Origin of the sequence: Actinomadura sp. NPDC048032 (assembly GCF_040653175.1) — a bacterium.
GTDB classification, from domain to species: Bacteria; Actinomycetota; Actinomycetes; order Streptosporangiales; family Streptosporangiaceae; genus Spirillospora; species Spirillospora verrucosospora.
This window is the reverse complement of the sequence record NZ_JBEZJP010000023.1, coordinates 24,372-37,314: the sequence shown is the minus strand read 5'-3', so window position 1 is coordinate 37,314 and position 12,943 is coordinate 24,372. Positions and strand designations below refer to the sequence as shown.

Sequence of the window (12,943 nt, the reverse complement as noted above, 5' to 3'; positions counted from 1 at the left end):
ACGAGCCTTCCCTGCGGGTCATCCTCGCCAACGGTGGCGTGCACGACGGGCGTGCCCGCGGCTGGTCGCGCCAGCTCTGGTCGCCCATCTCGTAGACGTAGCAGTAGTCGCAGGCCAGGTTGCAGCGGCTGTGGATCTTGAGGATGAACTCCCGGAAGGGCAGCGCCTCCCGCGGCGCGGGCGGGCTCACGCGACCGGGCCCGGCAGGTCGCGGACCGTCCGCAGGCAGCCGGGCAGCGGCCCGTTGGCGGCGACCCAGCGCGCGCGGTGCGCGGTGGACCGCTCCGCCGCCAGCGCGGCGGCCGGCCCCGGGACCGGCTCGGCGCGCCACTGGTCCAGCACGTGCCGCATCCCCTGGACGAACCGCACGGTGAGCGCGGGCAGGCGGTCGTGCGAGCAGAGCTGGACGAGCCCGAGCCGCACCGCTCCCCGCCAGTGCGCGTACTCCAGGTGCGCCGCGAGCGCGCGCTCGCCCCGCTCCAGCCAGCGCTGCCGCCGCCAGAACCGCGCGACGCCGAGGAAGGCGTACGTGCCGTGCAGCAGGCCGGAGAACGGCCTCGGGTCGGGGCGCCAGGGCGCGTAGTACCGGCGGTCGTCGTCGCCGGGCAGCAGCCTCACCGCGTCCATGATCGCCGCCAGCTTGCCGTGCTGGGCCTCGTGGACGAGCGTGACCGCGAGCTGCGTCGGGTCCACCGGCAGGGACAGCGCCACGCAGCCGAAGTGCTCCCGCGAGGTGGCGCTGCGGAAATCGTCGCCGGCGGACCGCAGGGGCGTGAGCGTGGACACCGTGCCGGAGAGCTCGCGCGCGCTGGAGCGGTGGTGGCGCGACAGCAGGTCCCAGCTCTCGCCGAGCGTGCGCTCCAGCTCGGCCGCGGCCGCCTCGGAGAGGCGCTCGGCCGCGGCGGACGACGCGCGGGGGAAGCGGAACGGGTCCACATCGTCGAGGAGGAGCGCGAACTCGGTTCTCCCGCCGGACCGGGCGCGGAGGGTGCGCAGCCCCCGCCAGCCCGGCGCGTCAGGGGCGGCGTCGATGGGGATCGGTGAGCTCGTCCGCCCGGCGGTGGCGACCGCCTTCCGGCCGTCATGGACGATCCGCACGGTATCGGCGCCTTCGGGGGCGGTGAGGACGCCCACCGACGGCAGGGTGACCACGCCGTGGGAGACGGGAACGGCGAACGTCCCCGTACAGCGTCCGCGCACCGCCGCCGCAGCGGCCAGCCCCGCGAGCTGCGCGGGGCGCACGCCGGGCGGGTCGCCGTGCGGGGCGCCGCCCAGGACGCGCAGCGCGTGCAGGCCCCACCCGCCGGTCGAGGGGTGCGTGATGACGGCCGCGGCGGCGTCAGGGGCGCGCCGCTTCAGCTCCATCAGCTGCTCGAAGCCGTTCCGGGCCGCCGCGGCCTCCGGATGGCCGGTCCGCCGGGCGGCGTCCACCACCGAGCGCAGCAGCAGCAGGTTCCGGCTGTGCTGGATCGCTCCCAGCGATTCGATCGCACCGGACGTGGCCATTCCCGCGGCGAGCGAGTCGAAATCGGCGCCGGAAAAGGAGTGATTCATCAACGTCATAAAGCCCGGCCTTCCGCCGAACGTCCAATCACCAGCATTTTAGGCCGCATACCGTGATCGTTAAACGTCGCCGCCGATCTCGCGTCGGCCGGTCGCGCGCCGGGGCCCCTCGCCGTCCGGTGGCCGGTCCGTGACTCGTCCCCCGGCGGGCGGCGGACGCGCGCTATTCTGACCGCGGAGGACGATCCATGAGCGTTCGCAGGCTGTTCTTCTGCATGGTCGGTCTGCTGATCATCGGATGCGTGAGCCGCCCCTTCGGCGCGGCCGCCGAAATTCCGGCCTCGTTATCGGACGCTCCGCCTCCCCGGTCCGCGGCGTCCCCCGGCACGGACGACCGGCGGGAGGCCGCCACCGTGTACTGCCTGTCCCGTCCCGGCCGGATGGCCACGGCCCTCCTGGCGCTCGGGCTTCCCGTCCCCGGCGCCGCACCCGCGCCGGCGCCCACCGCGTCACCCGCCCCGCGGCCCCCGTCCGGGGCGTCCCCGTGGCCGGCTGCGGCCGCTCGCACTCCGGGCCCCGCCGAACTCCAGGCCTGGGCCGTGCACAACAGAAAGGACTTCGACCGCGCCTGCGACGCCCTGATCGGGGCGCAGACCGTTTCGGGGGAGAAGAAGAAACCGTCGGTCTGGGTGTCCGCCGCAAAGGTTTTCGGTCCGCTCCTGCTGGGCGCCCTGCTCACCCTCTTCACCACCGAATGGAGAGCGTCCGTTGACCGCGGCCGGAAAGAGGGCCTCGAACTCCGGAGGCTGGGCAGGACATTCCTCACCGCGGCGAGCGAATACGCCGAAGGGCGCGGGGACGCCAAGCAGCCGTCCGGCCAGCCGGTGCACGATGCCGCGCGGGAACTGGCGCTCCGGCTGGAGGAGATCAAGGCCCGCCGCCCCTGGTGGCGAACGCTCTCCCCGGTGCTCGCCGCACTCGACCAGGAAAGGCCGGGCGCCGCCGTCACCGACGGGTGGCAGGGGCTGACCGAGCAGGGCAGAAAGACCAGGCGCGCGGCGGTCATGGAGGTCGTCCACCGGGTCGACGCCCAGGTCGGCAGCACCGCGCGCGCTCTGGAGCACCCGTGGCGTCCGCCGGTCCTCCGCTGGTTCGTGTTCTGGCAGAAGGTGCCCTCGTGACGGGCGACCCCCGGCCGGCGAACGGGCGCCTCTCGCCGGGAAACCCGCTCCGCCTGGTGCGGTACGCCGACAGGCCGCCCCTGGCCCTGGAACCTCACCGCGTCGGCAAGCACGCGGACCACTACGTGGACACCAGCTCGTTCACCGCGTGCTTCGAATCCTTCCAAAGCGAGATGGACGATATCGAGGCGATTCGCGACCGAGGCCATCTCGTCTTCGTGCACGGGGTGGAGGGCACCGGAAAGACCTCGCTGATCTGCAGGTGCGTCCATTTCCTCAAGGAGATCGCCGGCCAGAACGATCTGCAGGTCGTCGATGCCAGGACGCTGAGCGGACCGGTCGGGACGCCGGAACGGCGCATGCTCGGACTGGTCTTCAAGATCTGCTCGCAGCTGACGGAGAGCGCGTACTTCTCGGGCTCGCAGTCCCGGCTGGAGCGCCTGCACAGCGTGATCAGGGACGTCGACCGGCTCAAGGCGCGGGAGGGCCTCACCGCGGACCGCGTGCGGGACGAGGTCGCCACCATGCTCTGGGAGATCGGGATGGGCTCCGCCGACGACGGGCCGCTGGTCGCGGTCATCCTCCCGCGCTCGGCGAACCTGCTCGACGTGCGGTTCTTCGCCGAGGTCGTCCAGCCCTGCATGATGTTCTTCGCGGAGCTCGAGGACGAGGACACCGGTCAGGAGCACCCGCCGTTCGACGGCAACATCTCCGTCATCCCGCTGCGCCCCCGGCCGCTGGCCGCCGAGGACGGCTGGGCATTCGTCGAGCGGCGCCTCTACCGGGAAACGGGCCACCGTGAATCAATGAATATTCAGGAAGACCATATCAAGGCGATTATGAACGCATATGACGGGCGCATGACGATAAGGCTTCTGGTGGACGGCTTGGCGGAGGTCTTCGAACAGATCATCAGGGCTGACAGTCCGCGGGATGTGAGTTACAGTGATCTGGCGTCCCAGTTCATCCTGGCCCCGCCGAGCGAAGAAACGGGCTCCTCATGACTGCTGATCATGAGCCGTCACCGGCGGCACGGCGCAATCCCTTCCCTCCCGGGGCGTCCGCGATGCTGGGCGAACTGCCGGGCGAGGTGGCCAGCCTCGACACCCCGGCGATCCTCACCGTGCGGCGCGTGGTCGACGACTACCTCGCGCGGAGCCTGATCCTCTGGCGCGACGTGCGCTCCCAGCAGGGCCCCGACCGGCGCGGCGGCGACGCCGGCCCCCGGGAGCTGACCGACGACGAGGCGGTGCGGGCCTCCTCCACCGGCGCGAACGGCGAGGTCATCGCCGTCTCCGGGGAGGCGGGCACCGGAAAGACGCACCTGCTCAACACCCTGATCCACCGGTTACGCCATCCGCCGCCCGGCGCCGCGATCCCCCGCAAGATCATCTCTCTGTCGGCGCAGGCGTCCGACTTCGGGACGCTGTACCGGGCCTCCTTCATCACCAGGTTCCACCTCGACGAACTCAAGGACGTCGCCCTCGGCTACTACGCCGACGTGGTCGCCGAGCAGCTCCGGATCGACTTCCCCCACCTGGCCGGACAGGCGGCGGCGCTGGAGCGGCGCGACCCCGGGCTCGACCCCCGCGTCCTCGCGCGGCAGGCCGGGCTGGCGGCCAGGGTGCCGAGGCAGCTCCAGGAGCGGCTCTGGCAGGTCACCGGGAACAAGCAGTTCGGCACCGCCTTCGCCCTGCTGGCCGACGTGCAGCTCGCCCTCGCGGTGATGGACTGGCTGGCGAGCGGCGCGCCTCCCGACGCCCGCCTCCAGGAGCAGGGGATCACCGGAGCCCTGGCGTCCAACGCCCAGATGCTGGACTGCATGGGAGCGCTCACCAGCCTCTACGGACGGCAGGGGCTGCACTTCGCGCTCGTCATCGACGACATCGAGAAGCTGCTCGGCCGCCCCGACCCGCTCCTGCCGGACATGACGAACACGGCCGACACCCTGAAGTCGTTCCACAAGCTGCTGCGGACGTTCGTGGAGAGCGGCGGCCTGCTCGTCCTCGGCGGCCTGCCGGAGTACCTCGACCAGCTCCCCGAGGACGCCAAGTCCCGCATACGCACCCGCATCTCGCCGTCGCCCCTGGACGGCGCGCAGATCGCCGAGTACGTCCGGCTCCGCCAGGGCGGCGTGCTCGAACCGTTCGAGCAGTCGGCCTGCGACGCGATCCACCGGCTCACCGGCGGCAGCCCCCGGCAGGTCGTCCGGCTCTGCTACCGCAGCTTCCAGCTCACCGTGCCGCCCGCGCGGGTGGACGCGCCCGCCGTCCACACGGCGGCGCGGCAGGAGAACCTCGGCTACGTGGTGCCGCTGGACGACCTCCTGTCGAACGTCTCGGAGATCCTCAACGGCCGGGGCTGGATGGCCGAGACGAGCTACCCCCTGCTGCCGGAACGCGAGCGGCCCGACTTCTGGATCCCGATGCCCCCCGGGCAGGACCGCGCGGGCTGCGCGATCGTGGTGAGCTCGCCGCTGGTCCAGGCCGACGAGGCCGAGCCGCTGATCCGCCGCGTCCAGGCCATCCGCCGCGACAGCCCGAAGCGCCGCGTCGTCGTGGTGACGGGCTTCCTGAGCGAGGAGATCCGCCCCTCCCTGACCCAGGCGTGCGGAGCGCCGCCGATCGTGTACCTCGCCGACCGGTTCCACGACGTCCTCACCGCCCGCCTGGACGACCTGAACCGGGAGGTCATCGGCCACCGCGCCGGCCCCGCGGCCTCCGACAACGACATCGCGATGATGCACGACTCGATGGAGCGGATCAGGCGGCAGGTGACCGCCTCGCACGACCACCTGCTCAACCTGCAGAGCCAGGTCGAGCAGATCCGCCAGCAGGCCGACCGGCAGCTCCAGGCGATCAGGAGGGACCTGACGCGCCCGCCCCCGGGGCCCGCCGGAGCCGCCGCCGAGCCGGAGCGCCCCGGCCGCGACCTGCCGGACGCCGTGGCCCGGCCCTTCACGCTCGCGCTCGAATCCCTCGCCGCGATCGACGAGGTCGACGCCTACATCGGGCGCTCCTTCGACCTGTCCCGCGACGACGCGGCCACCGCCGGCGCCATGCTGAGCTACCGGCTGCGCCGCTACGAGGTCTTCGAGGCGATCGGGGTGAGCATCGTGCTGCGCCGGCTCGTGACCTCGTTCGAGGAGTCCGTCGCGGGCTGGTTCGCCGGCGTGCGGTCCCGGCCGGGCCCGACCGCCGAGGACCGGGCCCGGCTGGACCGGCTCTGCGAGGCGTTCGACGCCAGCTACGACGCCGTCCCGCTGTCGGCGCTGAGCCAGCTCGGCAGCCTGTCCGAGGACGCGGTCCCCGGCCTGAGCGGCTCGGTCGCCCAGGTCGCGATCGTCGACAGCCTGGACGGGCTGAGCGGTCACGTCAGGAGCACCGTCCTGCGCGCCGCCGAGGACGCGGACGGCGGTTCCGGCCCGCCGCTCGGACCCGCGCCCGTCTGAGGGCTCCGCCGTCGGCCGTCCCTCACCCTGCCGACCCTCACGGAGCGGAACCGCCGCCGAGGTAGTCGTCGATGATCGACTCCAGGCGCCGGTCGGCGTCCCACACGTTCTTCTGCCGCAGGGTGACGCCGAAGAGCGCCAGGTCGTCGGGCAGGCACCGGTAGTACAGCGCCCCCTGCTCGACGTCCATGACGAGCCGGGACGGCCGCCCGCGCAGCGCGGGTCCGAGCCGGTACGCCAGGGACCGCACGAGCTGCCGCGAGGCGAGGTAGATCTCCTCGTAGCGCTTCCTGTGCTCGGCGACCGACACCTTGCGGAAGTACGTGCCGAGGCTCTCGTCGGCGAGGACGTCGGTGCTGAAGAGGTGGTCGCCGCCGCGGTGGCCCGAGAGGTAGTGCAGGTCGAGCGGGGAGACGCGCCGCCGGCCGAGTTCCACCAGGCGGGGGTCGGCGCCCGGGGCCTCGAACTGGACGGGCGCCGGTTCGGGCACGTCCGGGAGCGCCGGGGCGGACGTGCTGTAGCCGCCGAGGTTCTCGGGGCCCAGCGAGTAGAGCTCGCGCACCCGGTCGGAGATCTTCGCCATCTGCCGGTCGCCGCTCTCGACCGCCGCGCCCTCCCGCGCGATGCCGAACTGGGTCTCCCCGGGACGGAGCGAGATGTAGTAGACGCCGCCGGTGGGGCAGGACAGGACCAGGCGGATGAGCCGCCCGCTGTCCAGCGACGACGTCCACGAGTCGATCTTGGCGAAGGTGGGGCCGAGCCTGCCGCCGACCTGGGCGTGGAGCCTCGCGTCCTCCGGCGTCAGATCCGCGTCCTCCACCGCGAACCGGAACATGCCGTCGATGAAGTTCGCGGTGTGCGCCAGCCCGTCGGCGCCCTCGAAGACCTCCCTGACCGTGTCCTCCAGCAGCAGCGTTCCGGCGTTCGCGTCGACGTGCCCCGCACGCCGCGTGATGGTCATCGGGGTCTGGCTCACTCGGTCTCCTCTCCGGGTCGGGCCGGTCTCAGATCTGCGGCGCGTCCCACTGGAACGCACGGCGCTCGGTGCCAGGCGCCTCGTTCCGCAGTCGCGCCCGGGTGTGGGCGAGGTTGCCGCGCACGGCGACGGCCCAGGGATGCTCGTCGTCGGGATGGCCGGACGGGAGACGCTCCTCGGCCTGCTCGTCGAGGTCGAGGGCCTCGTCGTAGCGGCCGAGGGCCATCAGCGCGTTGGCGTGGTCGACCAGCGCCCCCACCACGTACGGGTGGTCGTCGTCCAGCCTCTCGCGCAGCAGGTCCAGGGCGGTGGCGCTCTGCTCCCCGGCGAGGTCGGCGTCGCCGAGGGCGAGGGTGTAGACCGACAGGTTGCAGCGGGCGAGCTGGACGAACGGATGCCGGTCGTCGTAAAGGGCGAGGTAGCCCATGACGGCCCGCCCCGCCTCGTCGCGCGCGGCCTCGTACGCGCCGCAGGCGTGCTCGGCCGCCGCGACGGCCAGCCGGCAGGCGAGCGTCTCGTAGTTCTCGCCCGGATGGAAGTCCAGGTGGATCTTCAGCAGCCGGCGCAGCTCGTCCCGGTCGTCGGCGCGCGCCCCGGGGTCGCCGGGCCGGTGCCGGCGGGTGATGCGCTGGTGGCGCTGGGCGCACAGCAGATGCAGGTTGGCGGGGTCGTCCCGGTGCAGCTCGCGGAGGATGACGACCGAGTGGGTCAGCTCCCGCGCCGAGTCGTCGTACCGGCCGAGCCGGCGCAGGAGCGCGCCGATCTTGTAGGCGGAGATCGCGAGCGACTGCCGGTCGCCGGGCTCCACCCGCCGCTGCCGCTCCCGGTTGCCCCGTTCGATCGCCAGCGCCTCCCGGACGGAGGCGTCCTGCCCGTCCAGGCTCAGCGACAGCGTGAGGTTCATGGCGGCGCTCCGGGTCAGCTCGTGGTCGCCGCCCAGCTCGCGGCGCAACCCGATGAGCGTCGCGCGGTCGCGGACGAGCGCGGTGCCGAAGTCGCCGGCCTGCCGCAGGTCGGCGGCGTACCCCCGCGCGGCCATCAGCGTCCGGATGTCGGCGTACCCGAGGCGCATCTGCCGGTTCAGCGCGTCCTCGGAGATGCGCGCCGCCTCCTCCAGACGGCCGAGCGCTCTCAGGAGGTTGGCGCGCTGCACCTCGACGCGCAGCAGCAGCGGGTCGTCGGCGTCCAGGCGCGCGCGCCAGTCGGCCGACAGCCGCTCGGCGACGCCGAGGCCGATCGCGCGGTCGCTCTTGTCGCCGGCCAGGTACAGGTGGCGCACGTGGCAGGCCAGCCAGCGGCGGACGGGCCGCTCCCCGCTCGCGAGCGCCTCGCTGACGAACAGGTGCCGCCGCAGCTCGGCGAACGTCGCGGCGTGGTAGGGCCTGTCGACCTCGGCGTCGGCGGGCGCGAACGCGGCGAGGACGCGGTGGACCTCGGCGGTCACCCGCTCCCGCTCGCCGTCCCGCAGCGAATCCCGGATGATCTTCTGGACCATCCGGTGGACGCGCAGTTCCCCGCCGAGCTCGTAGTCCACCTCGGCCAGGCCGTACCGGGTCAGCCGGACGAGCAGCGCCTCCAGGCGCACGGAGTCTTCGGCGAGGTCGGGCCAGTGCGCCTCCAGCGCGGCGAGCATGGCGGGGGAGAACAGCAGCCGGCGCCCCACGCCGTCGGGCGACAGGAAGGCCGCCATCCGCATCAGGTGCACGGCGGCCTCGCCGGAGTCGATCTGGCGCAGGGCGTCGAGGGTCAGCCCGAGGACGATCCGGGCGGTCAGCAGGTCCGCCTCTTCCCGGCGGGCCGCGTCGTCGCGCGCGCCCGCCCCGTCCTCCGGAGCCCCGGGAGCGCGCTGCGCGGCCGCGATGCCCTCGGCGAAGAGGCCGGTGAACGTCTCGACCGCGTCCTCGACCGCCTCCATCTCGCGGAAGGCGCCCGCGGACTCCGCCGTCCCGGCTCCGGGCGCCGCGGGACCGGCGGCGCCGCGCTGCCGCCAGTCGGCGTGGCGTTCCACCCACGCCGCGGCCAGCGCCACGTTCAGGGGGAGGTCGCGCATGTGGCGCGAGAGCCGGTCGACGTGCTCGTCGGAGAGCGCGGGGACCCTCCTGCGGAACAGCTCGCGGCTCTCGTCCCTGGTGAACGGCCCCGCCCGGGTGGACTTCTCGACCCGCCGGACCAGCGTCCCGCTCCTGAGGGCCCCGACGTCCGCGCCCGTGATGACGACGTGGTTCCCGCGGGTGGTCTCGGGCACGAGGTCGGTCAGGTCCTCGGCCCGCTCGACGTTGTCGTAGATCAGCAGCCAGGTTCCGGTGCGGTTCACCTCCTCCCGGACGAACTGCGCGACGGGGTCGCCCGCGGCGGTCGCGGGCCGGTGCCCGCCGCCGCGGGCCTCGACCGCCTCGTGCATGGCGGTGAGGCCGGCCCGCACGCTCCCGGCCGACGCCGCGGTGATCCACCAGATCGCGTCGTAGTCGCCCGAGAACCGGAGGGCGTACTCCAGGGCGAGCCTGCTCTTCCCGGTGCCCGCCGCGCCGTTGATCGAGTAGATGCCGTCGCGGTCCGAGCCGAGCAGCGCGTCGCGCATCCGCTCGATCTCCGCGCCCCGCTCGACGAAGGCGCCCGCGGACGGGGGCAGCCGGCGGAACTCGGGCGTCCGGCCCGGGAAGCGCGGGTCGCCCGGGGCGCTCCTGGGGGCGGGCGGCGTGCGCGAGGGCATCAGCCGCTGGAACAGCTCGTCGCGGGCGGCCTGCTCGTTCATGGCGAACAGGTCGATCCGGGTGGACGGCGGAACGCCCGGGGCCGGGTCCTCGGGGGACAGCCGGAGGTACCAGTGGGCGCCGGGCACGGGCGTCCCGGACGGGGCGGACCTCACCGCCTCGGGGCCGACGACGATGACGACGTCGTCGTCGCGGACCGGGCCCTCCCCGGCGGGACGCAGGTGCGTCGAGCGCAGCTGGACGCCGAGCCAGTCGGCCCACGCGCGCTGGGCGGGCTCGTAGACCACCCGGTAGTGGCGCGTCCGCGGCACGTCGTCCGCGCCGATGCGCATCCGGTACGCGTCGACCGCCTCGGCCGTGGCCCGCGGCGGATCGAACCCCTCGTCGTCGAGGATCGTGCGGAGCACGTCCCGGTAGGCCGTGAGGAGCCCGGAGGCGGCCCGGTCCCCGGCGAACACGGCGAGCCTCTCGGCGACGGCCGCGTCGGCGACCTTGGGAATCGCCATCCGCCGCCAGTACGCGTCCCGCGCCGAGGGCGGCGTCGTGCCGGGGAAGAGCCAGGCGAACGCCACGCCCGCCCTGCCGCGCACGCTGAGGGACGACGCGTCCTCCACCTGCATGAGCACCGGCAGGAGCCGGGGGAGCGCCGTCGCCTTCAGCTCCCGGGCGAGCGCCTCGGCGGCCGCGATGCCGCCGGCGTCGGCCCGGACCCCGACGGCCACGGTGTCGGCGAGCCTCGCCAGGGCCTCCGCCGGGAGGCCGGCGGCGTCGACGAGCACATGGTCGTAGGAGGTGCGGCGCAGCGCGTCGCGGAGGGCGGCGGCGAAGCGGTGGAGGTCGGGGGTCTCCAGCTCGGTCCAGTGGCCGCGGGCGCCGCCGGAGCCCTGCGCGGGGAGGAGATCCACCCGTCCGGAGATCGGCGGGCCGGGGGGCTCCCGGTGCCGCAGGAGGGGCGGCAGGTCGAAGCCGTGGGGAGCGCTCCGGCCTCCGGAGCCGAAGCCGCGGACGAGGTCGAGGAGGCCGGCCTCATCGGAGCCGTCGCCGGCGAACCTCTTCGCGTGGTCCTCCAGGGCGGGCGACGCGAGGTCGCCGTCGACCAGCAGCACGGCGCGGCCCGCGAGGGCCAGCATCCAGGCGAGGTCGGCGAGGGCGGTGGTGCAGCCCGCGCCGCGCTCCGGCGAAGTGAGGGCGATGACGTTCGGCGGGCCGCTGCGCGGCGGAACGTGGGGGACCAACGCGGCTCCTTCGGGACCTCGCGTCCGGCGGCGGGCCGTCGCCGGCGCCGCGGACGCCGCTCACAACTGCAACATTCGCGACCGTTCGCACAACCCTTTCATATTCGCGCATTGAACGTGAGATACAAGGCCGATTCCCGGAGGTTCTCGTAATAGATGCGGTTGACGGCTCTGCGGAGGGCCTCGCTCGGCAGGGCGTCCATTTGATCGAGATCGAAGTCGGTCACGTCGATGATGGTGGTGGGGAGTTCCTCACTCGCATCTTCCATCGATCACTCTATTCGGCTGGTACGACCGTTTTTGGGGCTGACCGAATTCGGCGCACGGGGCAAGGCCACTTCCGTCATCCCGCATGGGTATGGTCGAGGCTAGCCTCATCCCGCAATGACGACTATGTCCCATGGCGCGTTTTCCGTGTTCGGCCAGAACCGAATCATGGGGCGTCCCCGCGCGGCGTCCCGGCGGGGGGTCACTTTTCCAAGTCGGCGGCGCACGCGTCGGTCTCGGGGGACGGCCCGGGAACCGGCGGGCCGGACGGCGCGGCGCCGGACAGCGCACCGGGCCGAGGCGGGACCGTCCCGGACGGGCCCGGCTCGTCGGGATGCGGCGGATCGCCGGCGAACCTGTTCAGCACCCCGTTGGAGGCGTAGTGCAGGACGTTCACGACCAGGATCGCCGGCGCGACGATCCCGACGGTGCCGCGGAAGTCGGGCTCCAGCGCCAGCGCCAGAATGATCGCGGTGATCCCGTTCTGCTGGCCGAGGGCCAGGTGGACGCGGTCGCGACCGCTCAGCCCGCGCTCCAGCACGGGCACCACGAGCAGCGAGATCAGCGCCTGGGCGCCGAACGCCGCGACGCCCAGCACCACCGCGGGAAGCAGGTCGGCGCCGTTCACCAGCAACAGGCCGAGGGCGAAGGAGGCGATCAGGAAGGCGGTCGCCACGGCGCGGTCGATCACCTTCGCGTACGTCCCGAGTCTGAGGAAGAGACCGATCACGGCCACGGCGAGCATCAGCATCCAGTGGGCGGCGACGAGGAAGACGCCCAGGAGCACCGCCATGGAGAGCAGGTCGGCGAACCGCCCGCCCGTCTGCGCTCGCCGCCGCCCGAAGGCGGGGCGCTCGGGTTTCCGCAGGCCCCGCAGCGCGACGAAGACCAGATAGGCCGCGGCCGCCAGCGCGAGGTTCAGCCCCAGGTCGGCCAGATAGGCGCCGAGCCCGTCTCCCGAGGGGCCGGCCTGCGGCGATCCGTCCCGCCCCGAAAGCCGGAAAGCGAGGATCGAGAAGTAGAGGGAGAGGAGCACCGTCACGGGGTCGTCGAACGAGGCCCAGGCGAACAGGAGCGCCTTCGCCCGCGACGACATCCGGCTGTTGGCCCGCATCGCGGCCACCGACAGGGGGTCGATCTGCGCGACGGCGATGCCGAGGACCAGGTAGCGGGCGTCGTGGAACACCAGCAGCATCACGCCGGCGATCAGGACCGCCTTGATGACCACGCCCAGCGTGACGGCGACCAGCACGCCCCGGGCGTCCTGCCGGAGCGCCCCGAGATCGATCTCGTGCGTGCTCCCGTACAAGCCGATGGCCAGCAGGAACCCGGCGAGGAAGGAGTACCAGGCCGACCCTGCGAGATCACCCGGATGGACGAGGGCCCCCACGCCGAGCCCCGCCGCCGTGGCGAGCAGCGCCCCGACGACGATGAGGGGAACGATCCGCGACAGCCGCGATACGCGCGCACCCAAAAGGCGTTCTCCGTTCCACGGGCCGGTCGCGCCTCTCGACGGAGCACCGGCGTCCGGATCGACGGACCCCCTCAGCCAAGAACATCATAAAAGATGATCACGCGCGCCGAAAGCCCGATCCGATATCCGCCGACTTACCACCTGA

8 protein-coding genes and 1 pseudogene are annotated in these 12,943 nt (G+C 73.2%); 3 read left to right on the top strand and 6 right to left on the bottom strand.

Annotated features, from left to right (window positions below):
- Positions 1–190 (bottom strand): annotated as a pseudogene (locus AB0C69_RS05725) (hypothetical protein); the annotation flags it as partial.
- Positions 187–1,554: an HEXXH motif domain-containing protein gene (locus AB0C69_RS05720; protein ID WP_360350221.1), complete on the bottom strand. Its 1,368-nt coding sequence runs from the start codon at positions 1,552–1,554 to the stop codon at positions 187–189. The pseudogene AB0C69_RS05725 and the gene AB0C69_RS05720, both read right to left, overlap by 4 nt.
- Before the next feature lie 197 nt (positions 1,555–1,751).
- Between AB0C69_RS05720 and AB0C69_RS05715 the strand changes: the two genes are divergently transcribed.
- The 3 genes from AB0C69_RS05715 to AB0C69_RS05705 all read left to right on the top strand — a co-directional run bounded on the left by AB0C69_RS05715 (position 1,752) and on the right by AB0C69_RS05705 (position 6,135).
- Entirely contained in the window at positions 1,752–2,684 is a 933-nt protein-coding gene (locus AB0C69_RS05715; RefSeq protein WP_360350218.1) for a hypothetical protein, read from the top strand.
- 56 nt (positions 2,685–2,740) lie between these two features.
- On the top strand, positions 2,741–3,688 hold the full coding sequence (locus AB0C69_RS05710; RefSeq protein WP_360350215.1) for a hypothetical protein: 948 nt from the start codon (positions 2,741–2,743) through the stop codon (positions 3,686–3,688).
- Between the two features lie 62 nt (positions 3,689–3,750).
- Positions 3,751–6,135 carry a hypothetical protein gene (locus tag AB0C69_RS05705; RefSeq protein ID WP_360350212.1) on the top strand — a complete coding sequence of 795 codons (2,385 nt, stop codon included), beginning with the start codon at positions 3,751–3,753 and terminating at the stop codon, positions 6,133–6,135.
- A gap of 37 nt (positions 6,136–6,172) precedes the next feature.
- Here AB0C69_RS05705 and AB0C69_RS05700 read toward each other — a convergent pair whose 3' ends face one another.
- From AB0C69_RS05700 to AB0C69_RS05685, 4 genes are all read right to left on the bottom strand, one after another.
- On the bottom strand, positions 6,173–7,111 hold the full coding sequence (locus tag AB0C69_RS05700; protein WP_360350209.1) for a hypothetical protein: 939 nt from the start codon (positions 7,109–7,111) through the stop codon (positions 6,173–6,175).
- 28 nt (positions 7,112–7,139) lie between these two features.
- Positions 7,140–11,057, bottom strand: coding sequence for an FxSxx-COOH system tetratricopeptide repeat protein (gene fxsT / locus AB0C69_RS05695; protein WP_360350206.1), 3,918 nt, complete (start codon positions 11,055–11,057; stop codon positions 7,140–7,142).
- Positions 11,058–11,155: 98 nt separating this feature from the next.
- Positions 11,156–11,326 carry a hypothetical protein gene (locus tag AB0C69_RS05690; protein ID WP_345175947.1) on the bottom strand — a complete coding sequence of 57 codons (171 nt, stop codon included), beginning with the start codon at positions 11,324–11,326 and terminating at the stop codon, positions 11,156–11,158.
- A 200-nt stretch (positions 11,327–11,526) separates the two neighbouring features.
- Positions 11,527–12,798, bottom strand: a complete 1,272-nt coding sequence (locus AB0C69_RS05685) for a hypothetical protein (protein ID WP_360350203.1) — start codon at positions 12,796–12,798, stop codon at positions 11,527–11,529.
- Between the last annotated feature and the right edge of the window lie 145 nt (positions 12,799–12,943).

Bases quoted from the DNA above. Each gene is read 5' to 3' on its own strand.
- AB0C69_RS05715 (WP_360350218.1), top strand. From the start codon at position 1,752: ATGAGCGTTCGCAGGCTGTTCTTCTGCATGGTCGGTCTGCTGATCATC.
- AB0C69_RS05720 (WP_360350221.1), bottom strand. From the start codon at position 1,554: ATGAATCACTCCTTTTCCGGCGCCGATTTCGACTCGCTCGCCGCGGGA.
- AB0C69_RS05705 (WP_360350212.1), top strand. From the start codon at position 3,751: ATGCTGGGCGAACTGCCGGGCGAGGTGGCCAGCCTCGACACCCCGGCG.
- AB0C69_RS05690 (WP_345175947.1), bottom strand. From the start codon at position 11,326: ATGGAAGATGCGAGTGAGGAACTCCCCACCACCATCATCGACGTGACC.